General features: G+C 59.7%; 25 protein-coding genes. 20 read left to right on the forward strand and 5 right to left on the reverse strand.

The annotated features are described in order from the left end of the window. The first annotated feature begins 18 nt into the window (after positions 1-18). The 4 genes from cysD (at position 19) to J9788_RS16770 (ending at position 3405) form a co-directional block, all read left to right on the forward strand. A complete protein-coding gene (cysD, locus tag J9788_RS16755) occupies positions 19-927 on the forward strand; it encodes a sulfate adenylyltransferase subunit CysD (RefSeq protein ID WP_033641883.1) in 909 nt (302 codons plus the stop codon). Between the two features lie 11 nt (positions 928-938). Next, the gene (gene cysN / locus J9788_RS16760) at positions 939-2366 is read left to right on the forward strand and encodes a sulfate adenylyltransferase subunit CysN (RefSeq protein WP_182265295.1); all 1428 of its coding nucleotides are present in this window, start codon (positions 939-941) and stop codon (positions 2364-2366) included. Further along, a complete protein-coding gene (gene cysC / locus J9788_RS16765) occupies positions 2305-2994 on the forward strand; it encodes an adenylyl-sulfate kinase (protein WP_182265296.1) in 690 nt (229 codons plus the stop codon). Before cysN ends, cysC begins: the two co-directional genes overlap by 62 nt. Positions 2995-3078: 84 nt before the next feature. Next, positions 3079-3405 (forward strand): DUF3561 family protein, encoded by a 327-nt coding sequence (locus J9788_RS16770; RefSeq protein ID WP_033641885.1) that lies wholly within the window; start codon positions 3079-3081, stop codon positions 3403-3405. Between the two features lie 52 nt (positions 3406-3457). Here J9788_RS16770 and J9788_RS16775 read toward each other — a convergent pair whose 3' ends face one another. The 3 genes from J9788_RS16775 to J9788_RS16785 all read right to left on the reverse strand — a co-directional run bounded on the left by J9788_RS16775 (position 3458) and on the right by J9788_RS16785 (position 5768). Continuing rightward, positions 3458-4180 carry an amino acid ABC transporter ATP-binding protein gene (locus tag J9788_RS16775; protein WP_046898200.1) on the reverse strand — a complete coding sequence of 241 codons (723 nt, stop codon included), beginning with the start codon at positions 4178-4180 and terminating at the stop codon, positions 3458-3460. Next, the gene (locus tag J9788_RS16780; protein ID WP_042706788.1) at positions 4164-4883 is read right to left on the reverse strand and encodes an amino acid ABC transporter permease; all 720 of its coding nucleotides are present in this window, start codon (positions 4881-4883) and stop codon (positions 4164-4166) included. The genes J9788_RS16775 and J9788_RS16780 overlap by 17 nt, the downstream gene beginning before the upstream one ends. Positions 4884-4997: 114 nt before the next feature. Beyond that, positions 4998-5768, reverse strand: coding sequence for a basic amino acid ABC transporter substrate-binding protein (locus J9788_RS16785; RefSeq protein ID WP_182265297.1), 771 nt, complete (start codon positions 5766-5768; stop codon positions 4998-5000). A 403-nt stretch (positions 5769-6171) separates the two neighbouring features. Here J9788_RS16785 and ftsB point away from each other — a divergent pair, with 403 nt between their 5' ends. The 8 genes from ftsB (at position 6172) to rpoS (ending at position 12474) form a co-directional block, all read left to right on the forward strand. Continuing rightward, positions 6172-6492, forward strand: coding sequence for a cell division protein FtsB (gene ftsB / locus J9788_RS16790; RefSeq protein WP_016929043.1), 321 nt, complete (start codon positions 6172-6174; stop codon positions 6490-6492). A 3-nt stretch (positions 6493-6495) separates the two neighbouring features. After that, positions 6496-7203 (forward strand): 2-C-methyl-D-erythritol 4-phosphate cytidylyltransferase, encoded by a 708-nt coding sequence (gene ispD / locus J9788_RS16795; RefSeq protein ID WP_004932598.1) that lies wholly within the window; start codon positions 6496-6498, stop codon positions 7201-7203. A 10-nt stretch (positions 7204-7213) separates the two neighbouring features. Further along, on the forward strand, positions 7214-7687 hold the full coding sequence (gene ispF / locus J9788_RS16800) for a 2-C-methyl-D-erythritol 2,4-cyclodiphosphate synthase (RefSeq protein WP_004932594.1): 474 nt from the start codon (positions 7214-7216) through the stop codon (positions 7685-7687). Between the two features lie 4 nt (positions 7688-7691). After that, positions 7692-8738 carry a tRNA pseudouridine(13) synthase TruD gene (gene truD, locus J9788_RS16805; RefSeq protein WP_182265298.1) on the forward strand — a complete coding sequence of 349 codons (1047 nt, stop codon included), beginning with the start codon at positions 7692-7694 and terminating at the stop codon, positions 8736-8738. Then, on the forward strand, positions 8719-9480 hold the full coding sequence (gene surE / locus J9788_RS16810) for a 5'/3'-nucleotidase SurE (protein WP_019455116.1): 762 nt from the start codon (positions 8719-8721) through the stop codon (positions 9478-9480). Before truD ends, surE begins: the two co-directional genes overlap by 20 nt. Beyond that, positions 9474-10100, forward strand: a complete 627-nt coding sequence (locus J9788_RS16815) for a protein-L-isoaspartate(D-aspartate) O-methyltransferase (RefSeq protein WP_182265299.1) — start codon at positions 9474-9476, stop codon at positions 10098-10100. The genes surE and J9788_RS16815 overlap by 7 nt, the downstream gene beginning before the upstream one ends. Before the next feature lie 325 nt (positions 10101-10425). Further along, positions 10426-11421: a murein hydrolase activator NlpD gene (gene nlpD / locus J9788_RS16820; RefSeq protein WP_176445967.1), complete on the forward strand. Its 996-nt coding sequence runs from the start codon at positions 10426-10428 to the stop codon at positions 11419-11421. Positions 11422-11475: 54 nt separating this feature from the next. Further along, complete coding sequence (gene rpoS, locus J9788_RS16825) at positions 11476-12474, forward strand: RNA polymerase sigma factor RpoS (RefSeq protein WP_019455119.1); 999 nt, start codon at positions 11476-11478, stop codon at positions 12472-12474. Between the two features lie 79 nt (positions 12475-12553). Here rpoS and mutS read toward each other — a convergent pair whose 3' ends face one another. After that, the gene (gene mutS, locus J9788_RS16830) at positions 12554-15109 is read right to left on the reverse strand and encodes a DNA mismatch repair protein MutS (protein ID WP_182265300.1); all 2556 of its coding nucleotides are present in this window, start codon (positions 15107-15109) and stop codon (positions 12554-12556) included. Between the two features lie 828 nt (positions 15110-15937). Between mutS and J9788_RS16835 the strand changes: the two genes are divergently transcribed. The 5 genes from J9788_RS16835 to chbG all read left to right on the forward strand — a co-directional run bounded on the left by J9788_RS16835 (position 15938) and on the right by chbG (position 20832). Further along, positions 15938-16255 carry a PTS sugar transporter subunit IIB gene (locus tag J9788_RS16835; protein ID WP_182265301.1) on the forward strand — a complete coding sequence of 106 codons (318 nt, stop codon included), beginning with the start codon at positions 15938-15940 and terminating at the stop codon, positions 16253-16255. A gap of 12 nt (positions 16256-16267) precedes the next feature. Further along, entirely contained in the window at positions 16268-17629 is a 1362-nt protein-coding gene (gene chbC, locus J9788_RS16840) for a PTS N,N'-diacetylchitobiose transporter subunit IIC (RefSeq protein ID WP_063918187.1), read from the forward strand. A 43-nt stretch (positions 17630-17672) separates the two neighbouring features. Then, complete coding sequence (locus tag J9788_RS16845) at positions 17673-19058, forward strand: glycoside hydrolase family 1 protein (protein ID WP_182265302.1); 1386 nt, start codon at positions 17673-17675, stop codon at positions 19056-19058. A gap of 15 nt (positions 19059-19073) precedes the next feature. Further along, positions 19074-19922, forward strand: a complete 849-nt coding sequence (gene chbR, locus J9788_RS16850) for a transcriptional regulator ChbR (RefSeq protein ID WP_046898162.1) — start codon at positions 19074-19076, stop codon at positions 19920-19922. Positions 19923-20070: 148 nt separating this feature from the next. Beyond that, positions 20071-20832: a chitin disaccharide deacetylase gene (chbG, locus tag J9788_RS16855; protein ID WP_182265303.1), complete on the forward strand. Its 762-nt coding sequence runs from the start codon at positions 20071-20073 to the stop codon at positions 20830-20832. Positions 20833-20841: 9 nt separating this feature from the next. Here the strand turns inward: chbG and J9788_RS16860 are convergent, their stop codons facing one another. Further along, positions 20842-22221 (reverse strand): MFS transporter, encoded by a 1380-nt coding sequence (locus tag J9788_RS16860; protein ID WP_182265304.1) that lies wholly within the window; start codon positions 22219-22221, stop codon positions 20842-20844. Between the two features lie 243 nt (positions 22222-22464). Here J9788_RS16860 and pncC point away from each other — a divergent pair, with 243 nt between their 5' ends. From pncC to recX, 3 genes are all read left to right on the forward strand, one after another. Continuing rightward, complete coding sequence (pncC, locus tag J9788_RS16865) at positions 22465-22953, forward strand: nicotinamide-nucleotide amidase (RefSeq protein ID WP_046898165.1); 489 nt, start codon at positions 22465-22467, stop codon at positions 22951-22953. Positions 22954-23064: 111 nt separating this feature from the next. Continuing rightward, the gene (gene recA / locus J9788_RS16870; RefSeq protein ID WP_004932541.1) at positions 23065-24129 is read left to right on the forward strand and encodes a recombinase RecA; all 1065 of its coding nucleotides are present in this window, start codon (positions 23065-23067) and stop codon (positions 24127-24129) included. 60 nt (positions 24130-24189) lie between these two features. After that, a complete protein-coding gene (gene recX, locus J9788_RS16875) occupies positions 24190-24705 on the forward strand; it encodes a recombination regulator RecX (protein ID WP_033651636.1) in 516 nt (171 codons plus the stop codon). The last annotated feature ends 17 nt before the right edge of the window (positions 24706-24722 follow it).

The raw sequence follows: 24722 nt of genomic DNA on the forward strand, positions 1-24722 counted from the left end.
GGCTTTTAAGGACCTGTTATGGACGAAAAACGACTCACTCATTTGCGGCAATTGGAGGCGGAGAGTATCCATATCATCCGTGAAGTCGCCGCTGAATTCGCCAATCCGGTGATGCTGTATTCCATCGGCAAAGACTCTTCCGTGATGCTGCATCTGGCGCGCAAGGCGTTCTTCCCCGGCACGCTGCCGTTCCCGCTGCTGCACGTCGATACCGGCTGGAAGTTCCGCGAAATGTACGAATTCCGCGATCGTACCGCGAAGGAGTACGGCTTCGAGCTGCTGGTGCATAAAAACCCGGAAGGGGTGGCGATGGGCATTAACCCGTTCGTGCACGGCAGCGCCAAGCATACCGACATCATGAAGACCGAGGGCCTGAAGCAGGCGTTGAACAAGTATGGTTTCGACGCCGCCTTCGGCGGTGCGCGGCGCGACGAGGAGAAATCGCGCGCCAAAGAGCGCATCTATTCGTTCCGCGATCGCTTCCATCGCTGGGATCCGAAAAACCAGCGGCCGGAGCTGTGGCACAACTACAACGGCCAGATCAACAAAGGGGAGAGCATCCGCGTCTTCCCGCTGTCGAACTGGACCGAGCTGGATATCTGGCAGTACATCTTCCTGGAAAACATCGACATCGTGCCGCTGTATCTGGCGAAACCGCGCCCGGTGGTGGAGCGCGACGGCATGCTGATGATGGTGGACGACGATCGCATCGATCTGCAGCCGGGTGAAGTGATCAGCCAGCGCATGGTGCGCTTCCGCACGCTGGGGTGCTGGCCGCTGACCGGTGCGGTGGACTCGCAGGCGCAAACCCTGCCGGAGATCATCGAAGAGATGCTGGTCTCCACCACCAGCGAACGCCAGGGGCGGATGATCGATCGCGATCAGTCCGGCTCGATGGAGCTGAAAAAGCGTCAAGGGTATTTCTAAGGAGCCGCCGGATGAACAACGCAATTGCACAACAAATCGCTGACCAGGGCGGCGTCGAGTCCTATCTGCACGCGCAGCAGCACAAGAGCCTGCTGCGCTTTCTGACCTGCGGCAGCGTCGACGACGGCAAAAGCACCCTGATCGGCCGCCTGCTGCACGATACCCGCCAGATCTACGAGGATCAGCTGTCGACGCTGCACAGCGACAGCAAACGCATCGGCACCCAGGGCGAGAAGCTCGATCTGGCACTGCTGGTGGACGGTCTGCAGGCCGAGCGCGAGCAGGGCATCACCATCGATGTGGCCTATCGCTACTTCTCGACCGAAAAACGCAAGTTTATCATCGCCGATACCCCGGGGCATGAGCAGTACACCCGCAACATGGCCACCGGTGCCTCTACCTGCGATCTGGCGATCCTGCTGATCGACGCGCGTAAAGGGGTGCTGGATCAGACTCGCCGCCACAGCTTTATCGCGACCCTGCTGGGCATTCGCCATCTGGTGGTCGCGGTAAACAAAATGGATCTGGTGGACTATCAGGAAGCGGTGTTCGAGCAGTTCAAACAGGATTACCTGACCTTCGCCCAGCAGCTGCCAGGCGATCTGGACATCAAGTTCGTGCCGCTGTCGGCGCTGGACGGCGACAACGTGGCGAGCGAAAGCGCCCATATGCCGTGGTACAGCGGCCCGACGCTGCTGGAAGTGCTGGAGAGCGTTGACGTGGTCAGCGAGCGAGAAAACCAGCCGCTGCGCTTCCCGGTGCAGTACGTCAACCGCCCGAACCTCGATTTTCGCGGCTATGCCGGTACGCTGTCCGCCGGCGTGGTGCGGGTGGGGCAACGCATCAAAGTGCTGCCTTCCGGCGTGGAGTCCAGCGTGGCGCGCATCGTGACCTTCGACGGCGATCTGCCAGAGGCGGTGCCGGGTGAAGCGATTACGCTGGTGCTGAAGGATGAAGTGGACATCAGCCGCGGCGATCTGCTGGTCGACGCCGGCGAAAGTCTGCAGGCGGCGCAGAGCGCGCTGGTGGACGTGGTGTGGATGGCTGAGCAGCCGCTGGTGCCGGGCCAGAGCTACGACATCAAGATCGCCGGTAAAAAGACCCGTGCACGCGTGGAGAGCTTCCGCCATCAGGTGGAGATCAATACGCTGGCGCAGCATCCGGCCGACACGTTGCCGCTCAATGGCATCGGATTGGTGGAACTGACCTTCGACGAACCGCTGGTGCTGGACAGCTACCAGAGCAATCACGACACCGGCGGGCTGATCTTCATCGATCGCATGAGCAACGTCACGGTGGGCGCCGGGCTGGTGCGTGAAACGCTGCAGGCCGCATCGGTGGCGCGCGGCGAATTCAGCGCCTTCGAGCTGGAGCTGAATGCGCTGGTGCGCAAGCACTTCCCGCACTGGGGCGCGCGCGATCTGCTCGGTGGCCGATAAGGTGGCCGTTGAACTGAGGGCGACCGGGCCGGACGACGAAAATGTGGTTTGGCATTCGCACGCGGTGACGCGCGCGGATCGCGAAGCGCGCAACGGCCATCGCGGCGCGGTGCTGTGGTTTACCGGGCTGTCCGGCTCGGGCAAATCCACCGTCGCCGGCGCGCTGGAGCAGGCGCTGCATGGGCTCGGCGTCAGCACCTACCTGCTGGACGGCGATAACGTGCGCCACGGCCTGTGCCGCGATCTCGGCTTCTCCGACGAGGATCGGCGCGAGAACATTCGCAGGGTGGGGGAAGTGGCCAAGCTGATGGTGGACGCCGGGCTGGTGGTGCTGACCGCATTCATTTCGCCGCACCGCGCCGAACGGCAGATGGTGCGTGAGATGCTCGGCGACGATCGCTTTATCGAGGTGTTTGTCGATACGCCGTTGGCGATCTGCGAGGCGCGCGATCCGAAGGGATTGTATAAGAAAGCGCGCGCCGGCGAGCTGCGCAATTTCACCGGTATCGACGCGGTTTACGAGGCGCCGCAACAGCCGGAAATCCACCTTGATGGCCAACAATTGGTAACAAATTTGATTGCGCAATTGTTAGACGTGTTGCGTGGTCAGGCTATTATCAAACCCTGAATTCAAAAAAAGCGTGTGGCGTTTTTCGCCATGCGCTTTTTACTCTAAGCCGCCGCAGAGCGAGCCGAATAACCAGGGATCACTATGCAAAATGTCACGCCTATCTTGATCGACTCCAAGCAGTCAAAACAGGAGAAAGAGGAGCCTTCTTATTCTTTCCTGGGCGGCGTCAGCGGCTTTGTTTTCTACTGGCTGGCGTTCGCGTTGCCGTTTTTGGTTTACGGTTCCAACACGCTGTTTTTCCTGCTTTATACCTGGCCATTCTTCCTGGCGCTAATGCCGCTGTCGGTGCTGATCGGCATCACCCTCAGCATGTTGCTGCGCGGCCGTCTGATCTTGACGCTGCTGCTGACCGGCGCCGTTGTGCTGTGCCTGTTCTGGCTGGTGTTCAGCTTCCTGACCGGGTGGTGAGAGAGTGGGCGCCGATGCCGGCGCCCGCAGGATTGCAAAGCCGTGCCGAAGGTTACAAAACTTTGCTCAAAAATGCCTGAGTGCGCGGATTGGACGGGTGACTGAAGATCTGCTGCGGTTCCCCTTCTTCCTGAATGATCCCCTGATCGATAAACAGTACCCGGTCGGCCACCTCGCGGGCAAAGCCCATCTCATGCGTGACGACCACCATGGTCATGCCCTCATGGGCCAGCGATTTCATCACCGCCAACACTTCGCCCACCAGCTCCGGATCGAGCGCGGAGGTCGGCTCGTCGAACAGCATGATTTTCGGCTCCATCGCCAGCGCGCGGGCGATCGCTACCCGCTGCTGCTGGCCGCCGGACAGGCTGTTGGGATAGGCGTCGATTTTGTCGAGCAGGCCGACCTTGCGCAGCAGCTGTTCCGCTTGCGCGATGGCTTCGGCGCGCGGCAGTTTTTTCACGCTTACCGGCGCCATGATGATGTTTTCCAACACCGTCATGTGCGGGAACAGGTTAAAGCGTTGGAACACCATGCCCACGCTTTCACGCATCTTGTTCAGGTCGGTTTTCTGATCGTGGACGGCGAAGCCATTCACCTCTATCTCGCCGCCGGAGAGCGTTTCCAGCGCGTTGATGCAGCGCAGGAAGGTGCTTTTACCGGAGCCGGAGGGGCCGATGACGCACACCACTTCGTTGGCGGCGATCCGGCAGGAAATGCCGCGCAGCACGTGGCTTTCACCGAACTGTTTTTGCAGGTTATGTACGCGAATCACTTTTACCAAACCTCTTTTCCATGTGTTGCACCAGCAGCGAGAGCAGGAAGGTGATGACCCAATAGACCAGCGAAATGGTCAGGTAGGGCTCCCAATAGGTGGCGTAGGCGCCGGAGACGGTGCGGGCGGCATAGGCCAGATCCGCCAGACCGATGGCGGAGGCCAGCGATGAATCCTTGACGATGGCGATGGCGTTGTTGCCCAGCGGCGGCAGCATGCGCCGGAAGGCTTGCGGCAAGATAACCTGGCGCATGGTCTTGCCGTAGCTCATGCCCAACGAACGCGAGGCCTCCATCTGGCCGCGGTCGATCGATTGGATCCCGGCGCGGAAGATCTCCGACACATAGGCGCCGGCATTGAGCGTGATCGCCACCACGCAGGAGAGAAAGGCGCCGTAGTCGGCGCGCAGCGCGCGGGCGAAGTCGACGCTCATCAGGCCGCTGGTGACCAGCAGGCCGTCGCGCGGGTTGATGAACAGCGGCACCAGCGCAAAGTGCACCACCATGATCTGCACGAACAGCGGGGTGCCGCGAAAGGCGCTGATGTAGATGCGCACCGGCCACTGAACGCCGTAATGCAGGATGGGTTTCCAGATGCCGTGCGGCGCCTGCGCCAAGCGCCCCAGACCGAGGATCAATCCCCAGGTGGTGCCCAGCAGCACGCAGATAATGGTGCATTTGATGGTCATCCAGGCGCCTTCCATAAACAGCGGCGCGTATTCCTGGATGATCTCCCAGCGGAAGTTCAAGGGGTATTCCTTCTTGGTATGCTGAAACGGTGGCGCGCCGACAGCCTTGCGGGCGCCGGCGGCAGGGCATTATTCCGCCGGCAGCGTCGGTACGTTGCTGTCGAACCAGGCTTGGTAGATCTTGGCGTAGGTGCCGTCGGCGATGATTTTCTTCAGGCCGGTGTTGATTTTGTTGCGCAGCTCATCGTTGCCTTTGGCGACGGCGATGCCGAAATACTGACGTTCGAACCTGGCGTCGGGCACCAGCTTGAAGGCTTTCTCAGGGTGGGTTTTGATATAGAACTTGGCCACGCCGACGTCGCCGACCGCCGCGCCGATGCCGTCTTCATAAAGCTCTTGCAGCATCAGTGGGGTATTGTCGAAGCGTTTGATGGCGGTGCTGTTTTTGCCCAGCACGTCGGACACCACGATGTCGCCGGTGCTGGAGTTGACCACGCCGACCTTCAGCGCTTTCAACGCGGCAATGGAGTCTACCTTCGAGTCTTGCGGCACCACGATGGCCTGCTCAGCCGGGAAGTAAGGCGCAGAAAAATCAACCATTTGTTTGCGTTTATCGGTGATGGTGATGCCGGAGATGATGATATCGCGATCGCCGGAATTCAGCGTGGCGAAGATCCCTTCCCACGGTGTATTGATCAGTTTTATCTGGAAACCTTCGGCCTTGGCTACCGCTTTGATAATGTCGATGTCGAAACCTTCCAGCTGCTTTTGGCTGTTTTCAAACTCGAACGGCCGATAGGTGCCGCCGGAGCCGACGACGTAGGTAGGTTCAGCCGCCAGCGCGGCGGTGGAGAAGGTGGCGGCCAGGCAGGCGCCGATCAGAACTAAACGTTTTAACATCGCGATCCCCGATAATGAATGGTTATATATTGGAATTATTTATGCACTATGAGTGCATAAAAATAAGCTTCAATGAATGAAAGTGCAACCACTGCATGACGATTCTTCTCTCTATGGTGTTAAATATTCACTTTTTGCTTTGCTGTGGCGTAAGCGACGGGTCAGGAAGCGGTGGTGCAGTGATTCTTGCTGCATAATGGGGGAAGGACAGTGTGCGTGTCAGCGGAAAACGCGGCGCGCGCGCCGGACTAAAGCGGCTTTTTTTGCCGCTTTCGCAGTGGAATTAGGCGATAAACACGGGAATCCTTCATCCGTATTCTGAATTTGGCGTTGAAATGCCGCTCTCAGTGTGGAGTCCAACGAGAAGTTGTGGGATGATTGGTCGGTTTTTCAGGGGGCGGAGATGGGAAAACTTACGCTGCTATTGCTGGCATTGCTCGGTTGGTTACAGTATTCACTGTGGCTGGGCAAAAATGGTATTCACGATTACGTGCGGGTCAATGAAGACGTTGCGGTCCAACAGGGCAACAACGCGAAGTTGAAAGCGCGTAACGATCAGCTGTTTGCCGAAATCGATGATTTGAACGGCGGTCAGGAAGCGATCGAAGAGCGAGCGCGTAATGAGCTGGGCATGATCAAGCCCGGTGAGACTTTCTATCGTCTGGTTCCTGACCAATCCAGACGCAACGCGGCGTCTTCCTCGCAAAATAACGCACAAAAATAACGCATGAATCACTCCGCAGGCACCTTTCCCTCGGTGATTGCCGTCCTGCCCGCTGCCGGTATCGGCAGCCGCATGCAGGCGGAATGCCCGAAGCAATATTTAACCATCGGCCGGCACAGCATCGTCGAACACGCTATCCATGCCCTGTTGCGCCACCCGCGCATTGAACGGGTGATCGTGGCGATCGGCCCGGAAGATCGTCAGTTCGAACGGCTGCCCATCGCTCAGGATCCGCGGGTGACCGTCACCGAGGGCGGCAAACAGCGCGCCGATTCGGTGATGGCCGGGCTGAAGCTCGCGGGTGATGCGGACTGGGTGCTGGTACACGACGCTGCGCGCCCCTGTCTGCACGCCGACGATCTCGAGCGCCTGCTGGCGATCACCGCACACAGCAAGGTGGGCGGCATTCTCGCCGCGCCGGTGCGCGACACCATGAAGCGCGCCGAACCTGGCCGCGACACCATCGCCCACACCGTTGAACGGCAGGATCTGTGGCACGCGCTGACGCCGCAGCTGTTTCCGCTGCCGCTGCTCAAGCAGTGCCTGCAGCGCGCGCTGGATGAAGGCGCGAACGTCACCGACGAAGCCTCGGCGCTGGAGCATTGCGGTTATCATCCGCTGCTGATCGCCGGCCGGGCGGATAACATTAAAGTAACGCGGCCGGAGGATTTGGCGCTGGCGGCGTTCTATTTGACTCAGTTGGACAATTAAGGAGCGCACCATGCGTATCGGTCACGGTTTTGACGTACATAAATTCGGCGGCGAAGGCCCGTTGGTGATCGGCGGTGTTCGCATCCCTTACGACAAAGGCTTGCTGGCCCACTCCGACGGCGACGTTGCGCTGCACGCCGCGACCGACGCCTTGCTAGGCGCGGCGGCGCTGGGCGATATCGGCAAGCTGTTCCCCGATACCGATCCGGCCTTCAAGGGCGCGGACAGCCGCGAGCTGCTGCGCGAAGCCTGGAAGCGCATCCGCGCCAAAGGGTACCGCCTCGGCAACCTCGATATCACGATTATTGCCCAGGCGCCGAAAATGGCGCCGCACATCCCGCAGATGCGCGTCTTCCTGGCGGAAGATCTGCAGTGCCATATGGATGACGTCAACGTGAAGGCCACGACCACCGAGCAGCTCGGCTTCACCGGGCGCGGCGAGGGCATCGCCTGCGAAGCGGTCGCCTTGCTGATCAAGGAATAACCGCATGGATATGGCGAATCTGACCTGGCTGCATGGCCGGCCGCAGAGCACCGGGGTGTTGAAAGCCAATCCGGAAGACTTCGTGGTGGTGGAAGACCTGGGCTTTGCGCCGGACGGCGAAGGCGAGCACGTGCTGGTGAACATCCGTAAAAACGGCTGCAATACCCAGTTCGTGGCCGACTATCTGGCGCGCTTCGCCAGTATTCACGCCCGTTCCGTCAGCTATGCGGGTTTGAAGGATCGCCACGCGGTGACCGAACAGTGGTTCTGCCTGCATATGCCGGGCAAAGACACGCCGGATTTCTCACAGTTTGCGCTGGAAGGCTGCGAGGTGCTCTCGTTCGCCCGCCACCTGCGCAAAATGCGCATCGGCAATCTGAAGGGCAACCACTTTACGCTGGTGCTGCGCCAGATTTCCGATCGTCAGGACGTTGAGCGCCGCCTGCAGGCTATCGCCGCGCAGGGCGTGCCAAACTATTTCGGCAGCCAACGCTTCGGCCGCGGCGGCAACAATCTGGTGATGGCGCGCCGCTGGGCGAACGACGAAATCCGCGTTAAAGAGCGCAGCAAGCGCAGCTTCTACCTTTCCGCCAGCCGCAGTGCGCTGTTCAATCTGATAACCGGCCGGCGCCTGGCCGACGGCCTGCAGCGCACCGTGCTGGAGGGGGATGCCCTGCAGTTGAGCGGCCGCGGCAGCTGGTTCGTCGCCAAAGCCGATGAGCTGGAGACGTTGCAACAGCGGCTGGATGCCGGCGAGCTGGCGATCACGGCTTCCTTGCCGGGCGACGGTGAGCCAGGCACCGCCGGCCAAGCCTTGGCTTTTGAACAACAATGCTTGGCGGAACAACCGGAATTGCTTACGCTTTTAAAGCGCGAGCGTGTCGAACCCGCTCGCCGGGCCCTGCTGTTGCAGCCGCAAAATTTGCAGTGGAACTGGTGGGATGACGTTACTGTGGAACTGCGCTTCTGGCTGCCGGCAGGCAGCTTTGCTACCAGCGTGGTTCGCGAAATCATGCAGCAGGATAACAGTGATGCGGATATTGCTGAGTAACGATGACGGCGTCAGCGCACCGGGTATTCAGGCGTTGGCGGCGGCGCTGCGGGAGTTTGCCGAGGTGCAAGTGGTGGCGCCGGATCGTAACCGCAGCGGTTCTTCCAATGCCCTGACGCTGGAGTCGCCGCTGCGTACGCAGACGCTGGCCAACGGCGATATCGCGGTGCTGCAGGGGACGCCGACCGACTGTGTCTATCTTGGCGTCAACGCGCTGATGCGCCCGGCGCCGGACATCGTGGTCTCCGGCATCAACGCCGGGCCGAATTTGGGCGACGACGTCATCTATTCCGGCACCGTCGCGGCGGCGATGGAGGGCCGGCACCTGGGGCTGCCCGCGCTGGCGGTGTCGCTGAACGGCCATCAGCATTATGCGACCGCCGCCGTCATTACCTGCCGCATCCTGCGCGCGCTGCAGCGCGAGCCGTTGCGTACCGGAAAAATCCTGAATATCAACGTGCCGGATCTGCCGCTGGCGGAGATTAAAGGCCTGCGCGTCACCCGCTGCGGTAGCCGTCATCCTGCCGATAAGGTCTTCTGCCAGCAGGATCCGCGCGGACAAAATCTCTACTGGATCGGGCCGCCTGGTGATAAATTTGATGCCGGGCCGGATACCGACTTTGCGGCGGTGGAACAAGGCTATGTGGCGATCACGCCGCTGCAGGTGGATTTGACCGCCTACGCGGCGCAGGAAGTCGTGAAAACATGGTTAACCAAGGCAGAGGTTAGCGGGGAATGGTGAACAAGCGTATGCAAACATTGCTGGCGCAGCTGCGTCAGCAAGGGATCCGGGACGAAAAGCTGCTGCGAGCGATCGAAGCGGTGCCGCGCGAGCGTTTTGTCGACGAAGCGCTGGATCACAAAGCCTACGAAAACACTGCATTACCGATCGGTTCCGGCCAGACCATTTCTCAGCCCTATATGGTGGCGCGGATGACCGAGCTGCTGAATCTGAAGCCCACTTCACGGGTGCTGGAGATCGGCACCGGTTCCGGTTATCAAACCGCTATCCTGGCGCATCTGGTGCAACACGTTTGTTCCGTCGAGCGCATCAAGGGGCTGCAGTGGCAGGCCAAGCGCCGCCTGAAGCAGCTCGATCTTCATAATGTTTCCACTCGCCACGGCGACGGCTGGCAGGGCTGGGCGTCGCGCGGCCCGTTCGATGCGATCATCGTCACTGCCGCGCCGCCTGAGATCCCACAGGCGCTGGTTGAGCAGTTGGACGACGGCGGCATTTTGGTGTTGCCGGTGGGCGAGCAGGCCCAAACCCTCAAACGCATTCAGCGTCATGGCAACGATTTCGTGGTCGACGCGGTGGAAGCGGTGCGTTTTGTGCCGCTGGTGAAAGGCGAATTGGCCTAGCGATTGTCTGATTTTTAGACCGCCCGCAAAATCTGTTGCACTTTCATCACGTGCGGATAAGGTTTTCTCGTTCCAATCAGGCTAATTTTCACTAGAATTGGCCTTTCTACGTAGTTGTCTTATGGTGCGGCAACGTCAATGTGGTTAGCATTGGCGCGCGTTTTGATGCTCCGGCGGGAGATGACCTGGCGTTCAGGGATCGGCCGGCGGCGCCTTTACATCGCAGAAACTGGGAAGTGGCAAAAGCTCGGCTACGATGTAAAGGGTATTTTGGATATATCACTGATATTGCTGTCATGGGGGAAGCATGAGCACGGGAAGCCCAATGATTACGTTACGCCGGGTTGCGGTGTGTACGATGGTAAGTTTGTGGTTGGCGGGTTGTACAAACACGGCCTCGACGTCAGCCCCTATCAGCAGCGTGGGCGGTGGCGCCGTTCCAACCGGCAATAATAATGGCGGGGCACAGCAGACCGGCCCTGAGGGCCGCATTGTCTATAACCGCAGTTATAACGCTATCCCTAAAGGGAGCTACAGCGGCGGCGACACCTATACGGTCAAGCGCGGTGACACGCTGTTCTACATCGCCTGGATCACCGGCAACGATTTCCGCGACCTGGCGCAGCGCAACAATATTCCCGAGCCTTACAGCCTGAATGTTGGCCAAACCATTCAACTTGGTAATGGTTCTGCCAATGGCGGCGGCGGTATGCTGGCGACGACTGACGCGACCAAAGGCGGTGTTCCGAAGCCACCTTCCAGCGCCCAGATCCAGACGGCAACGGTTGATTCTCAATCAACTAACGCGTATTCTGAAAACTCGGGTAAACAGAATGTAGGTAAGATGTTACCTGCAGCGGGCGCCGCAGCGGTTGGGACCGCGACTGCGCCTGTTACCGCACCGGAAGCCGCTCCACCAGTGAGCAGCACCGTCAGCAATAGCGCTCCTGTCAGTACCTGGAGATGGCCGACTGACGGCAAGATTATTGATAACTTTTCCTCATCAGAAGGTGGGAATAAGGGCGTCGATATCGCCGGTTCCCGTGGGCAGCCTATCTTCGCTACCGCCGATGGTCGCGTAGTGTATGCCGGCAACGCTTTACGGGGTTACGGTAATCTAATCATCATCAAACATAATGATGATTACCTGAGCGCCTACGCTCATAACGACACAATGCTGGTCCGGGAACAACAAGAAGTGAAGGCGGGTCAAAAAATAGCCACCATGGGTAGCACCGGTACCAGTTCAGTACGTTTGCATTTTGAAATTCGTTACAAGGGGAAATCCGTAAACCCGCTGCGTTATCTTCCGCAGCGATAGATTGGGCAGAATACGCTGAGATTCTGCTCGCGGTATCACGGGTAGGAGCAGCATATGAGCCAAAATACGCTGAAAGTTAACGAGTTACATGATGATGCGGATTTCGACGAGAATGGAGCTGAGGCCGAGTCGTTTGATGAAAAAGCGCTGGTAGAAGAAGAGGCCAGCGAGAACGATTTAGCGGAAGAAGAGCTGTTGTCTCAAGGCGTTACGCAACGCGTATTGGATGCGACGCAGCTCTATCTGGGTGAGATCGGTTATTCACCTCTGCTGACCGCAGAGGAAGAGGTCTATTTTGCGCGGCGTGCTCTGCGCGGTGACGTGCCGTCCCGCCGTCGCATGATTGAAAGCAACCTGCGGCTGGTGGTGAAAATCGCCCGCCGCTACAGCAACCGCGGTCTGGCGCTGCTGGATCTGATCGAAGAGGGTAACCTCGGTCTGATCCGCGCGGTGGAAAAATTCGACCCGGAACGCGGTTTCCGTTTCTCCACTTACGCAACCTGGTGGATCCGTCAGACGATTGAACGGGCGATCATGAACCAAACCCGCACCATTCGTTTGCCTATCCATATCGTCAAAGAACTGAATGTTTATCTGCGCACCGCGCGCGAGCTTTCCCATAAACTGGATCATGAACCGAGCGCTGAAGAGATTGCCGAGCAACTCGACAAGCCGGTGGATGACGTCAGCCGCATGCTGCGCCTGAATGAGCGCATCACCTCGGTGGATACGCCGCTGGGCGGGGATTCGGAGAAAGCGCTGCTGGACATTCTGGCCGACGAGAAGGACAACGGGCCTGAAGACACCACGCAAGACGACGATATGAAGCAAAGCATCGTCAAATGGCTGTTCGAACTGAACGCCAAACAGCGTGAAGTGTTGGCGCGTCGTTTCGGCCTGTTGGGCTATGAAGCGGCGACGCTAGAAGACGTGGGCCGGGAGATTGGCCTGACGCGTGAACGCGTCCGTCAGATTCAGGTTGAAGGTTTGCGCCGCCTGCGTGAGATTCTGCAGATGCAGGGCCTGAGCATTGAGGCGCTGTTCCGCGAATAACGCCGGTTGTTGAACCGCATCAAATAAAAACGGTGAGCATGATGCTCACCGTTTTTTTATGCCCGCGTGTGACGTCTGACTACACCATATTTTTCAGCCGGTAGATCCATTCCAGCGCCTGGCGCGGCGACAGGGAATCCGGATCCAGCGCCTCCAGGGCTTCTACCGCCGGCGAAGTCTCTTCCTGCAACAGCGTCATCTGGGTGGCATCGACGCTGCCCGACGCGGTGTGGCTGGAGATGGATTCCAGCTCGCGCAGTTTCTGGCGGGCGCGCTTGATGACGTCGCGCGGCACGCCGGCCAGCGCGGCGACCGCCAGGCCATAGCTTTTGCTGGCGGCACCGTCCTGCACGCTGTGCATAAAAGCGATGGTGTCGCCGTGCTCAAGCGCGTCCAGATGCACGTTGACCACGCCTTCCATTTTTTCCGGCAGGGTTGTCAGCTCGAAGTAGTGGGTGGCGAACAGCGTCATTGCCTTGATGCGGTTAGCCAGGTTCTCGGCGCAGGCCCAGGCCAGCGACAGGCCGTCGTAGGTGGAGGTGCCACGGCCGATTTCATCCATCAACACCAGGCTGTGCTCGGTGGCGTTGTGCAGGATGTTGGCGGTTTCGGTCATCTCCACCATGAAGGTGGAACGGCCGGAAGCCAGATCGTCCGCCGCGCCGACGCGGGTGAAGATGCGATCCACTGGGCCGATGGTGGCTTTGGCTGCTGGAACGTAGCTGCCGATGTGCGCCATCAGCACAATCAGCGCCGTTTGCCGCATATAGGTGCTTTTACCGCCCATGTTCGGGCCGGTGATGATCAGCATGCGGCGCTGTGGCGACAGGGAGAGCGGGTTGGAGATAAACGGTTCGCTCAGCACCTGCTCCACCACCGGGTGGCGGCCTTCGGTGATGCGGATCCCCGGCTGCTCGCTCATGACCGGGCAGGCGTAGTTCAGGGTGTCGGCGCGCTCGGCCAGGTTGGCCAGCACGTCCAGCTCGGCCAGCGCGGCGGCGCTTTGCTGCAGTTCCGCCAGGTGTGGCAGCAGCAGATCGAACAGCTCGTCGTACAGGTTTTTCTCAATTGCCAGCGCTTTGCCCTTGGAGGTGAGTACCTTGTCTTCGTACTCTTTCAATTCCGGGATGATGTAGCGCTCGGCGTTTTTCAGCGTCTGGCGACGTACATAGTGGATCGGCACCAGATGGCTCTGACCGCGGCTCACCTGAATGTAGTAGCCGTGTACGCCGTTGAAGCCGACCTTGAGCGTATCCAGCCCCAGCTTTTCACGCTCGCGGATCTCCAGCCGATCGAGGTAGTCGCTGGCGCCGTCGGCCAGGGCGCGCCACTCGTCCAGCTCGCTGTTGTAACCGGGGGCGATCACGCCGCCGTCGCGCACCAGCACCGGCGGCGATTCAATGATCGCGCGTTCCAGCAGTTCGCGCAGCTCGTCGAACTGGCCCACCTGAGATAGCAGTTGCTGCACATGCGGCGTATCCACATCTTGCAGCAGCGCGCGGATGTCCGGCAGTTGCTGGAAAGCATGACGCATGCGGGCCAGATCGCGCGGACGCGCGGTGCGCAGCGCCAGGCGCGCCAAAATTCGCTCCTGATCGCCCACCTGGCGCAGCGAAGGCTGCAGATCGGCGAACCGTTCCTGCAATGCGCCGATCGCCTGTTGGCGGGCGGTCAGCACCTTGATGTCTCGGGTCGGCATGTGCAGCCAGCGTTTCAGCATGCGGCTGCCCATCGGCGTGACTGTGCGATCGAGGATCGCCGCCAGCGTGTTGTCGCTGCCGCCGGACAGGCTCTGCGTCAGCTCCAGGTTGCGGCGGGTGGCGGCGTCCATGATGATGCCGTCCTGCTGACGTTCCATGGTGATGCCGCGAATGTGCGGCAGCGAAGTGCGCTGGGTATCTTTCACGTACTGCAACAGACAGCCGGCGGCGCGCAGCGCCTGATGCGCCTGTTCGACGCCGAAGCCGGTCAAATCGCGGGTGCCGAACTGCAGGTTGAGTTGTTGGCGTGCGGTCTCCAGTTCGAATTCCCACAGCGGACGGCGGCGCAGGCCGTGGCGCTGTTCGATCAGCGCCATTTGTTCGAAGGTTTCCGGGTAGAGCAGCTCGGCCGGATTGGTGCGCTGCAGCTCGGCGGCCATAGTTTCCAGATCCTGCGGCTCGGCGACGCGGAAGCGGCCGGAGCTCACGTCCAGCGTGGCGTAACCGAAGCCGCGCGCATCCTGCCAGATCGCCGCCAGCAGGTTGTCCTGGCGCTCTTGCAGCAGCGCTTCGTCGGTGATGGTGCCGGGGGTGACGATGCGCACCACTTTGCGCTCGACCGGCCCTTTACTGGTGGCCGGATCGCCGATCTGCTCACAGATGGCGACGGACTCGCCGAGCTGCACCAGCTTGGCCAGGTAGTTCTCCACCGCGTGGTGCGGCACGCCGGCCATCGGGATCGGCTCGCCCGCCGAGGCGCCGCGTTTGGTCAGCGAGATATCCAGCAGTTGGGAAGCGCGCTTGGCGTCGTCGTAAAACAGCTCGTAGAAGTCGCCCATGCGGTAGAACAGCAGGATTTCAGGATGCTGGGCCTTGAGGCGCAGGTACTGCTGCATCATCGGCGTGTGCGAATCGAGTTTATCGGTGCTATTCATGCGATTATTTTTCCAATCCATTGAATGTAAAGGGAACTGTGATTTTCATTGTCGTCATTCGCTATCACATTGTTTCAGCAGGCGTCGCCCACTCAGCGCTTGGCGGGCGGCGCAAATCAAATCATCAAAACGCCAAACGGCGCGCTCAAACCCGAGGTTTGCACAGACGCTTATACTAGCCCAGCGGGCAATCGGCTGTCACAGGTAAAAATGGGAAGCGCTGCGCAAGGCGGGTTTGAAACGCGGCGAGATTGTTGTTCGCCTGCGGGCAACAACGCAAGTGGCCGCCCGCTGAGGCGGCGTAGAGGTTATTGCGCGCCGTTTCCCGGTTTTTACCTCTATTACCCCAACCGCAGAAACCATTCCGTGGCGCTGGCCACGGTGATTGAGTTGCTGCGTCTGCCCACGTAATCCTCTTCACCAGCCATCGCGTTCGGATGGCAGCAGGCGAATCAAGCTTGAACTATTTTTATTCCCTTTTCGTTTGTTCAGGCGCAAATAAACCCTTAAATTCCCGGCGAGTTTATAACTTGCTGTTTATAATTGCTATTTGATTATTTATTACGAATATTCTGAGTTTTTATCGGTTATTTGAGAGCCCGGTCACACTATTTTTTTGTGCGAAATGTGAAGAGAGTCAATCCATCAGGTCAATGAGAGACGGTTCTGTGTCCTTCTGGCTTACCGATCCTTTTTTCATGCTCCGTATACTGTCTGTAACCAGGGCAACGTGACGGAAATTTTCATAAGGAATGTGCGTGAAGCAATCGTGATTGCATCTGGCATACAAATAACACCGGGTTTTTTTGATTATCTGAGGTGCTTGGTATGGAAAAGAAAAAAATCTATCTGTTTTGTTCTGCCGGTATGTCCACTTCCCTGTTGGTATCAAAAATGAAGGCGCAGGCCGAAAAATATGAAGTGCCGGTGATCATCGCCGCCTATCCGGAAGCGCTGGCCGCGGAGAAGGGCGTTGAAGCGGATCTGATCCTGCTGGGGCCGCAGATCGCCTACACCCTGCCGGAAGTGCAGAAACAGTTGCCCAATAAACCTGTTGAAGTCATCGATCCGCAGCTGTACGGCAAGGTCGATGGGCTGGGCGTGCTGAAGGCCGCGGTGGCCGCCATCAAAAAAGCCAACCAATAACAGGAGGCCGCCGTGAATACCCTCATTGCCTCGCTCGAGAAGGTTATCCTGCCTTTCGCCGTAAAAATCGGTAAGCAGCCCCACGTCAACGCCATCAAAAACGGCTTTATCCGTCTGATGCCGCTGACCTTGACCGGGGCGATGTTCGTGTTGATCAACAACGTGTTCCTGAGCTTTGGCGAGGGATCGTTCTTCTATTCGCTGGGCGTGCGATTGGACGCCTCCACCATCGAGACGCTTAACGGCCTGAAGAGCATCGGCGGCAGCGTTTACAACGGTACGCTGGGGATCATGTCCCTGATGACGCCGTTCTTTATCAGCATGGCGTTGGCCGAAGAGCGCAAGGTCGATCCGCTGGCCTCGGCACTGCTGGCGGTGGCGGCCTTCATGACCGTCACGCCGTTCAACGTCGGCGAGGCCTATGCGGTGGGCGCCAACTGGCTGGGCGGCGCCAACATCATTTCCGGTATGGTGATCGGGTTGGCGGTGGCTGAGATGTTTGCTTTCATCGTGCGGCGCAACTGGGTGATCAGCCTGCCGGACAGCGTGCCGGCTTCGGTGTCGCGTTCTTTCTCGGCACTGATCCCCGGCTTCATCATCCTCTCCATCATGGGGCTGGTGGCGTTCGCGCTGGCGCATTGGGGCACCAACTTCCACCAGATCATCATGGACGGCATTTCGGCGCCGCTGGCCAAGATGGGCAGCGTGGTGGGTTGGGTGTACGTGCTGTTCTCTTCGCTGCTGTGGTTCTTTGGGGTGCACGGCTCCATGGCGCTGGCGGCGCTGGACAGCGGCATCATGACACCGTTCGCGCTGGAAAACGTGGAGCTGTACAACAAATACGGTTCTGTCGAAGCGGCGGTGGCCGCCGGTAAAGAGTTCCACATGTGGGCGAAACCGTTCGTCGACTCCTATATCTACCTCGGCGGCACCGGCTCGACGCTGGGTCTGATCATCGCCATCTTCATCGCCTCGCGCCGCGAAGATTACCGCCAGGTCGCCAAGTTGGCGACGCCATCCGGCATTTTCCAGATCAACGAGCCGATCCTGTTTGGCCTGCCGGTGATCATGAACCCGGTGATGTTCATTCCGTTTATTCTGGTACAGCCGGTGCTGACCATTATCACTTCGCTGGCTTATTACTCCGGGCTGATCCCGCCGATCACCAACATCGCGCCCTGGACCATGCCGGTTGGCCTGGGGGCGTTCTTCAACACCAACGGCAGCATCATGGCCATGTTGCTGAGCCTGTTCAACCTGGCGGTCGCCACCGTGATTTACCTGCCGTTCGTGGCGATCTCCAACAAGGCGCAGAGCCAGATCGATGCGGCGACAGAAAGCGAAGAAGACATCGCCAACGCGCTGAAATTCTAACTGTGGAACGGGGCGGCGCGGCCGCCCCGCGAGGGACGCGAGTATGGAATATCAATTTGCCGACGGGTTCTGGTGGGGCAGCGCCACCTCCGCGCCGCAGTCTGAAGGGGCGGCCGCGCGGGACGGCAAGAGCCGCAACATCTTCGACTATTGGTACGAGATCGCGCCCGAGCGCTTTCACGATCGGGTGGGGCCGGCCGAGGCCTCGACCTTTTATGACCATTTCCGCACCGACATCGGGCTGCTCAAAACGTTGGGCCACAATACCTTCAGAACGTCGATCTCGTGGTCGCGGCTGATCCCGGACGGCGACGGCGAGGTGAACCCGCAGGCGGTGGCCTTCTATAACGCGATGATCGACGAGCTGCTGGCGCAGGGCATCACCCCGTTTATCAATCTCTATCACTTCGATATGCCGCTGTGCATGCAGCAGCGCGGCGGCTGGGAAAGCCGGGCGGTGGTCGAAGCCTACGCGCGTTACGCCGATACCTGTTTCGGCCTGTTTGGCGATCGGGTTACCCACTGGTTCACCTTCAACGAGCCGATCGTGCCGGTAGAGGCCGGTTACCTGAATGACTTGCACTACCCTTGCGTGGTGGACTTCAAACGGGCGGTCACCGTGGCGTATCACAGCGTGCTGGCGCACGCCATGGCAGTGCAGCGTTTCAGAGCGCGCGGGTTGCCGGGGAGCATCGGCATCATTCTGAATCTGAGCCCGACCTATCCGCGCTCCGATGCGCCGGAGGATCTGCAGGCCGCACACGACGCCGATCTGCTGCTCAATCGCAGCTTTCTCGATCCGGTCGCCAAGGGGCGTTATCCGACGCCGCTGCTGCACCTGTTGGAGCAGCATGGGCTGATGCCACACTGCGAGCCGCAGGACGCGCAACTGATCGAAGGCGGCGTGGTGGATATCCTCGGCGTCAACTACTACCAGCCGCGCAGGGTGCAGGCGAAAGCGGGGCGCCGCGCCGGGGAGCCGATCGCGCTGCCGGAGGACTTGTTCAGTTACTATGCAATGCCGGGCCGCAAAATCAATCCGCATCGCGGCTGGGAGATCTATGAGAAGGGGTTGTACGACATCCTGATGGACCTGAAAGAGAACTACGGCAATCTGCCCTGTTATATTTCGGAAAACGGCATGGGCGTCGAGGGCGAAGAAGCGTTTATCGGCGCCGATGGGCGGGTGGAGGACGATTACCGCATCGAGTTTATTCGCGATCACCTGAAGTGGCTGCACCGCGCGCTGGCGGAAGGCTCGCAGTGCAAGGGCTATCATCTGTGGACCTTTATCGACTGCTGGTCTTGGCTGAACGCCTACAAGAATCGTTATGGGCTGGTGCGGCTGGACCGGGCGGAGCAGCGGCGCACCATCAAAAAAAGCGGCTACTGGTTTGCCGAGGCGGCCAGACGCAACGGATTTGACTAACGGGAGGCCGGCGCCGTGTCCGATAACCCAATTTCGCTGAGTGTGAACGACGTGAAGCTGATTCGCGAGCAGGATTTCTTTAACTGCAAAGACTTTCACCTGTTCATCTACAACAAGGTGGAAAGCGCCACCGGGCTGCATCAGCATGACTATTACGAATTCACCATCGTGCTGAGCGGCAAATGCTATCAGGAGATCAACGGCAAGCGGGTGCTGCTGGAACGCGGGGATTTCGTCTTTATCCCCATCGGCTCTTACCACCAGAGCTTTTACGAGTTCGGCGCGACGAAAATCTTCAACGTGGCGGTCAGCAAAGCGTTTTTTGAAGAGCACTATTTGCAGCAACTGCCGCGCTGTTTTGTCGCCTCGCAGGCCTACAGCCTGAGAAGCGAGTTTTTAGCCTATATCGAATCGGTGGTGAGTTCGCCGCAGTTTCGCGAGGACGATTTCGCCGAATTCCTCGAAACGCTGACCTTCTACGTGATCAGCCGTATTCGTCACTATAAAGAAGACACCGACGGCGGCGATGATATCCCGCAGTGGCTGAAAAACACCCTGGCCGGCATGCATGACAAGGCGATGTTCGGCGAGCGGGCGTTGGCGAACATGGTGGCGCTGTCGGGGAAAACTCAGGAGTACCTGACCCGGGCGATGCGGCGTTACTACCAGAAGACGCCGATGCAGGTGATCAATGAGATCCGCATCAACTTCGCCAAGACGCAGCTGGAGGTCACCAACTATTCGGTCTCCGACATCGCCTTTGATTCCGGCTATGGCGATGTCAGCCTGTTCATTAAAAACTTCAAGCGGCTCACCGACGTGACCCCAGGCAACTACCGAAAAAAGTGTTACGGCCCTCTTTAGGGCCGCTCCCGATCAGTATCAACGCCGATATGCCGATGAGCTTCAGGGTGCCGGTCGGTTAATCATTTGATTTTTATCTTAGCGAAGGGGAATGCCGCACCGGTCGGTCGGCCCTCCTTTGCCAAAAATTTATCCCGCGGGAGCCACTATGGAAAAACTACTGATCGTGAATGCCGACGATTTCGGTCTGAGCAAAGGGCAGAACTATGGCGTTATCGAGGCGTATCAGCATGGCGTCGTTTCCTCCACCACGGCGATGGTGAACGGCGGCGGTGCGGAGCATGCTGCAGCGCTCAGCCGGCAATATCCCGGATTGCCGATCGGGCTGCACTTCGTTTTGACCCATGGCAGGCCGTTGGGCGCCATGCCTTCGCTGGTCAACGAGCGCGGCGAACTGGGCAAATGGCTGTGGCGCCGCGCCGAGGCCGGCGAGTTGCCGCTGGACGAGATTCAGGAAGAGCTGCAGCACCAGTTCGCGCGGTTCGTGACGCTGTTCGGCAGGCCGCCGACGCACATTGACAGCCACCACCATGTGCATATGCAGCCGCAGATTTACCCGCTGGTGGAGGCGTTCGCGCTGGCGCATGATCTGCCGCTGCGCATCGATCGCGAAGAGGCGAAACGGCGCGACATTGCGTTGCAGACTCCCTGCAGCACCGACGCGTTTGACGCGGGATTCTACGGTGAAATGATTTCCGAAGCCTTGTTCTTGCAGCGGTTGGCGCGCGCCGACGAGCAGGGCGCAGAATCATTGGAAATGATGTGCCACCCGGCCTTCCTCGACGCGACGATCCTGCAGAGCCAATACTGCCATCCGCGCCTCTCCGAGCTGGATGTGTTGACCGCGCCGACGCTGAAAGCGGCGATCGCCGAACGCGGTTTTCTGCTGGGCTCTTTCCGGGATCTGTAACGCAGTCATTTACAGCATGGCGTGCGCCTTTTTCAGGCCGGTGTCTTCTTCCGGATCCGCCCCCTGAGCTGAGGGTTCCGCCTCCTGTTCTTCGGGCTGCTGCTGCTCGACATCGGGCGCTGCTTCCGGCGGCGGCATGGTGTCGTGAATGATCTGCTCATCGAAGGTTGGATTGAGCGCCGGCGACAGCGGCGAGCTGGCGAGGCTGTCCGGCAGCGCAATATGCGGCACCGGCGCGTCCTGCGCCAGCTGCGGTTCCTCTGCTTTGGCCGTCCGGCTCAGGGCTGCCAGCAGCACGCCGCACAGGGCGAAGAAGGCGTACAGAATATTGCCGCCAAGCGGCTCGATCAGCGCGCCGACCGCCAACGGCCCGATGCTGGCGCCGACGCCGAACGCCATCAGCAGACAGGCGGCCAGCGAGACGCGGCGCTCCGGCTCGATCAGATCGTTGGCCAGCGCCACCGCGAGCGGGTAAAGCGTAAACTGCAGCATGCTGACGACGAATCCTACCGCCAGCAGCAGCGGAAAATCGATGTGCGGCAGCAGCGCCAGCGGCAGCGCCGCCACGATCAGCAGAATGGCGTTGAGGCGCATCAGCAAGGGGCGGTTATAGCGATCCGACAGCCAACTGAGCGGGAATTGCGCCACCAGCCCGGCGAAGATGGAGAGCGCCATGAACAGGCCGGTTTGCTGAGTGGTTAAGGATTGCAGGCTGGCGTAGACCGGCGCCAGGCCGTAAAACGAGCCCACCACCATGCCGATCACCAGCGTGGTAGCCAGCACCTTGGGAATGGCGCCGACAAAGTAACGCAGCTCCATCGGCGCCGGCGACATGTGGCGCGCATTGGTGCGGGTGGTGAGAGCGATGGGCACCAGACAAAGCGCGAAGCACAGCGCGATCACCAGCAGCGTGGCGATGCCCAGATTGCTTTGCAGCATCAGCACTATCTGGCCCAGCGACATGCCGAGATAGGTCGCCGCCATATAGAAGCCGAACACCATGCCGCGCTGATTGGATTCCGCCTGGTCGTTCAACCAGCTCTCCAGCACCATGTACTGACACATCATGCATAGGCCGATCACCAGGCGCAGCGCGACCCAGGCGGGAATGAACTCCGTCAGGCCGTGGCCCAGCACCGCGGCGGTGATGATGCCGGCGCAGGCCACGTAGGCGCGGATATGCCCGACGCGGGCGATGAGAAAGTGGCCGACCTTGCCGCCGATCACCAGCCCGATGTAGTTGGCGGCGATGATGGCGCCGATCAGCGCGCTGCTGACGTGAATGGAGGTCAGCCGCAGCGAGACGTAGGTAGTGAGCAGGCCCGAGCCCAACAGCAGCAGCAGGGTGGTGGTGTACAACGGCAAAAATACGCCCAACGTTTTTTTCACTCTATCATCCTAATCTCTTCTGGTGCGCCCTGAGACCGCCGCCGCAGCGTGCCGCCTCCGTGATGTTCCTTGTGCTGGTGCGCCGCCGCTCGATGGGGCGCTTCTTTTGATACTAGCAGCTTGGCCGGGCGCTTAAAACCGCACCTCCTGCGAGGCGCTGCGCATTTCTGCGCACCAGCCGCCGCGCCGCCTTGATAAATGCTACTATCGGGCGCATATACCTGAATTCGCGAGGGAGGGGTTATGAGTCAAAACCAACTGCGCCGGCTCAGCGTGCTGGCAGGGGAAAAACTGAAGGCGCAGGGCCGCTGGATCACCTGCGCGGAATCCTGCACCGGCGGCGGCATCGCCAAGGCCATTACCGATGTTGCGGGGAGCTCCGCCTATTTCGATCGCGGATTCGTGACCTACAGCAATGCGGCGAAGCATGATCTGCTGGGGGTGAGCGAAGCGACGTTGGCGGCGCACGGCGCGGTCAGCGAAGAGGTGGTGCGCGAGATGGCCATAGGGGCGCTGCGTGCGGCGAAGGCCGATCTGGCGCTGTCGGTGAGCGGCATCGCCGGCCCGGACGGCGGCAGCGCGGAAAAGCCGGTCGGCACCGTGTGGTTCGGCTTCGCCGGCAGCGATGGCCGGGGGCTGTCGCGCAAGATGCAATTCGAGGGCGACCGCGACGCGGTGCGGCTGCAGGCGACGATTTTCGCGCTGCAAACCGCCATCGACGAATTTTTGTAAATTAGGCTTGATACTGTATGACCATACAGTATAATTAGTGACATTTCCTGCACAACATACATTCAGTGGCAGTGTGGGGTAACACCGGCATTGCGAAACGAAGGAGCAAAAATGGCTATTGATGAGAACAAGCAAAAGGCGTTAGCTGCGGCACTGGGCCAGATTGAGAAACAGTTCGGCAAAGGCTCCATCATGCGCCTGGGTGAAGACCGTTCCATGGACGTGGAAACCATCTCCACCGGCTCACTGTCACTCGATATCGCTCTGGGCGCCGGCGGCCTGCCGATGGGCCGCATCGTCGAAATCTACGGCCCGGAATCGTCCGGTAAAACCACCCTGACGCTGCAGGTGATCGCCGCCGCGCAGCGCGAAGGCAAAACCTGTGCGTTCATCGATGCCGAGCACGCGCTGGATCCTATCTATGCGAAGAAGCTGGGCGTCGATATCGACAACTTGCTGTGCTCCCAGCCGGACACCGGCGAGCAGGCGCTGGAAATCTGTGATGCGCTGACCCGCTCCGGCGCGGTTGACGTCATCATCGTCGATTCCGTGGCGGCGTTGACGCCGAAGGCGGAAATCGAAGGTGAAATCGGCGATTCGCACATGGGGTTGGCGGCGCGCATGATGAGCCAGGCGATGCGTAAGCTGGCCGGCAACCTGAAAAACGCCAATACCCTGCTGATCTTCATCAACCAGATCCGTATGAAAATTGGTGTGATGTTCGGCAACCCGGAAACCACTACCGGTGGTAACGCTCTGAAGTTCTATGCTTCGGTGCGTCTGGATATCCGTCGTATCGGTGCCATCAAAGAGGGCGACGAAGTGGTGGGCAGCGAAACCCGCGTGAAAGTGGTGAAGAACAAAATCGCTGCGCCGTTCAAACAGGCTGAGTTCCAAATCATGTACGGCGAAGGCATCAACAGCCGTGGCGAGCTGGTCGATCTGGGCGTGAAGCACAAGATGATCGAAAAAGCCGGTGCCTGGTACAGCTATAACGGCGAGAAGATCGGTCAGGGCAAGGCGAATGCCTGTAACTTCCTGAAAGAAAACCCGGCTATCGCCGCCGAGCTGGATAAGAAACTGCGCGACCTGCTGCTGCACAGCGGCGGTGAGCTGGTAGCTGCCTCCGGTGACGACTTCGAAGATGACGAAGCGGAAACCAGCGAGCAGTTTTAATCGCTGAAGATGTGCGCTGCCGTTTATGTGGCGCACATCCCCTGAATTCAGGCTTGAATGATGAATGACTTGCTAAGCCGCGCCATGCGCCTGCTGTCGCAACGCGATCATAGTGAAGCTGAACTGCGCCGCAAACTTGCGGCGCAGCCGTTTGTGGCGAAAGCCCGGTTTGGCGGCAAGGGGCCGCATGCGCCGACATCGCCGCCGCCGGTAGCCGAAGAGCCGGTAGATCCCGCGCTGATCGATCAGGTTATCGTCTACTGTTACCAGCACAACTGGCTGGACGATAAGCGTTTCGCCCACAGCTACATCGGCAGCCGCAGCCGCAAAGGTTATGGCGCGCAGCGCATCCGCAGCGAACTGATGCAAAAGGGCGTGGATAAAGCGCTGGTGCAGGACGCGTTGGCGGAATGCGATATCGACTGGTGTGAACAGGCGAAACAGGTGGCGCAGCGAAAATTTGGCGATGCGTTGCCAACCGACTGGAAAGAGAAAGCCAAAGTGCAGCGTTATCTGCTCTATCGCGGCTTCTTCCAAGAAGAAATTCAGTCAATTTACCGTGATTTTGCGCAATGAGCGCACACGGGGTTTTA

This window comes from Serratia sp. X10, assembly GCF_017811775.1.
GTDB lineage: Bacteria > Pseudomonadota > Gammaproteobacteria > Enterobacterales > Enterobacteriaceae > Serratia > Serratia ureilytica.

What these genes read in the sequence shown, in the direction of transcription:
- cysD (WP_033641883.1), top strand. Translation starts at nt 19, where the DNA reads ATGGACGAAAAACGACTCACTCATTTGCGGCAATTGGAGGCGGAGAGT.
- cysN (WP_182265295.1), top strand. Translation starts at nt 939, where the DNA reads ATGAACAACGCAATTGCACAACAAATCGCTGACCAGGGCGGCGTCGAG.
- cysC (WP_182265296.1), top strand. Translation starts at nt 2,305, where the DNA reads ATGCGCTGGTGCGCAAGCACTTCCCGCACTGGGGCGCGCGCGATCTGC.
- J9788_RS16770 (WP_033641885.1), top strand. Translation starts at nt 3,079, where the DNA reads ATGCAAAATGTCACGCCTATCTTGATCGACTCCAAGCAGTCAAAACAG.
- J9788_RS16780 (WP_042706788.1), bottom strand. Translation starts at nt 4,883, where the DNA reads ATGGAAGGCGCCTGGATGACCATCAAATGCACCATTATCTGCGTGCTG.
- J9788_RS16785 (WP_182265297.1), bottom strand. Translation starts at nt 5,768, where the DNA reads ATGTTAAAACGTTTAGTTCTGATCGGCGCCTGCCTGGCCGCCACCTTC.
- ftsB (WP_016929043.1), top strand. Translation starts at nt 6,172, where the DNA reads ATGGGAAAACTTACGCTGCTATTGCTGGCATTGCTCGGTTGGTTACAG.
- ispD (WP_004932598.1), top strand. Translation starts at nt 6,496, where the DNA reads ATGAATCACTCCGCAGGCACCTTTCCCTCGGTGATTGCCGTCCTGCCC.
- ispF (WP_004932594.1), top strand. Translation starts at nt 7,214, where the DNA reads ATGCGTATCGGTCACGGTTTTGACGTACATAAATTCGGCGGCGAAGGC.
- truD (WP_182265298.1), top strand. Translation starts at nt 7,692, where the DNA reads ATGGATATGGCGAATCTGACCTGGCTGCATGGCCGGCCGCAGAGCACC.
- surE (WP_019455116.1), top strand. Translation starts at nt 8,719, where the DNA reads ATGCGGATATTGCTGAGTAACGATGACGGCGTCAGCGCACCGGGTATT.
- J9788_RS16815 (WP_182265299.1), top strand. Translation starts at nt 9,474, where the DNA reads ATGGTGAACAAGCGTATGCAAACATTGCTGGCGCAGCTGCGTCAGCAA.
- nlpD (WP_176445967.1), top strand. Translation starts at nt 10,426, where the DNA reads ATGATTACGTTACGCCGGGTTGCGGTGTGTACGATGGTAAGTTTGTGG.
- rpoS (WP_019455119.1), top strand. Translation starts at nt 11,476, where the DNA reads ATGAGCCAAAATACGCTGAAAGTTAACGAGTTACATGATGATGCGGAT.
- mutS (WP_182265300.1), bottom strand. Translation starts at nt 15,109, where the DNA reads ATGAATAGCACCGATAAACTCGATTCGCACACGCCGATGATGCAGCAG.
- J9788_RS16835 (WP_182265301.1), top strand. Translation starts at nt 15,938, where the DNA reads ATGGAAAAGAAAAAAATCTATCTGTTTTGTTCTGCCGGTATGTCCACT.
- J9788_RS16845 (WP_182265302.1), top strand. Translation starts at nt 17,673, where the DNA reads ATGGAATATCAATTTGCCGACGGGTTCTGGTGGGGCAGCGCCACCTCC.
- chbG (WP_182265303.1), top strand. Translation starts at nt 20,071, where the DNA reads ATGGAAAAACTACTGATCGTGAATGCCGACGATTTCGGTCTGAGCAAA.
- pncC (WP_046898165.1), top strand. Translation starts at nt 22,465, where the DNA reads ATGAGTCAAAACCAACTGCGCCGGCTCAGCGTGCTGGCAGGGGAAAAA.
- recA (WP_004932541.1), top strand. Translation starts at nt 23,065, where the DNA reads ATGGCTATTGATGAGAACAAGCAAAAGGCGTTAGCTGCGGCACTGGGC.
- recX (WP_033651636.1), top strand. Translation starts at nt 24,190, where the DNA reads ATGAATGACTTGCTAAGCCGCGCCATGCGCCTGCTGTCGCAACGCGAT.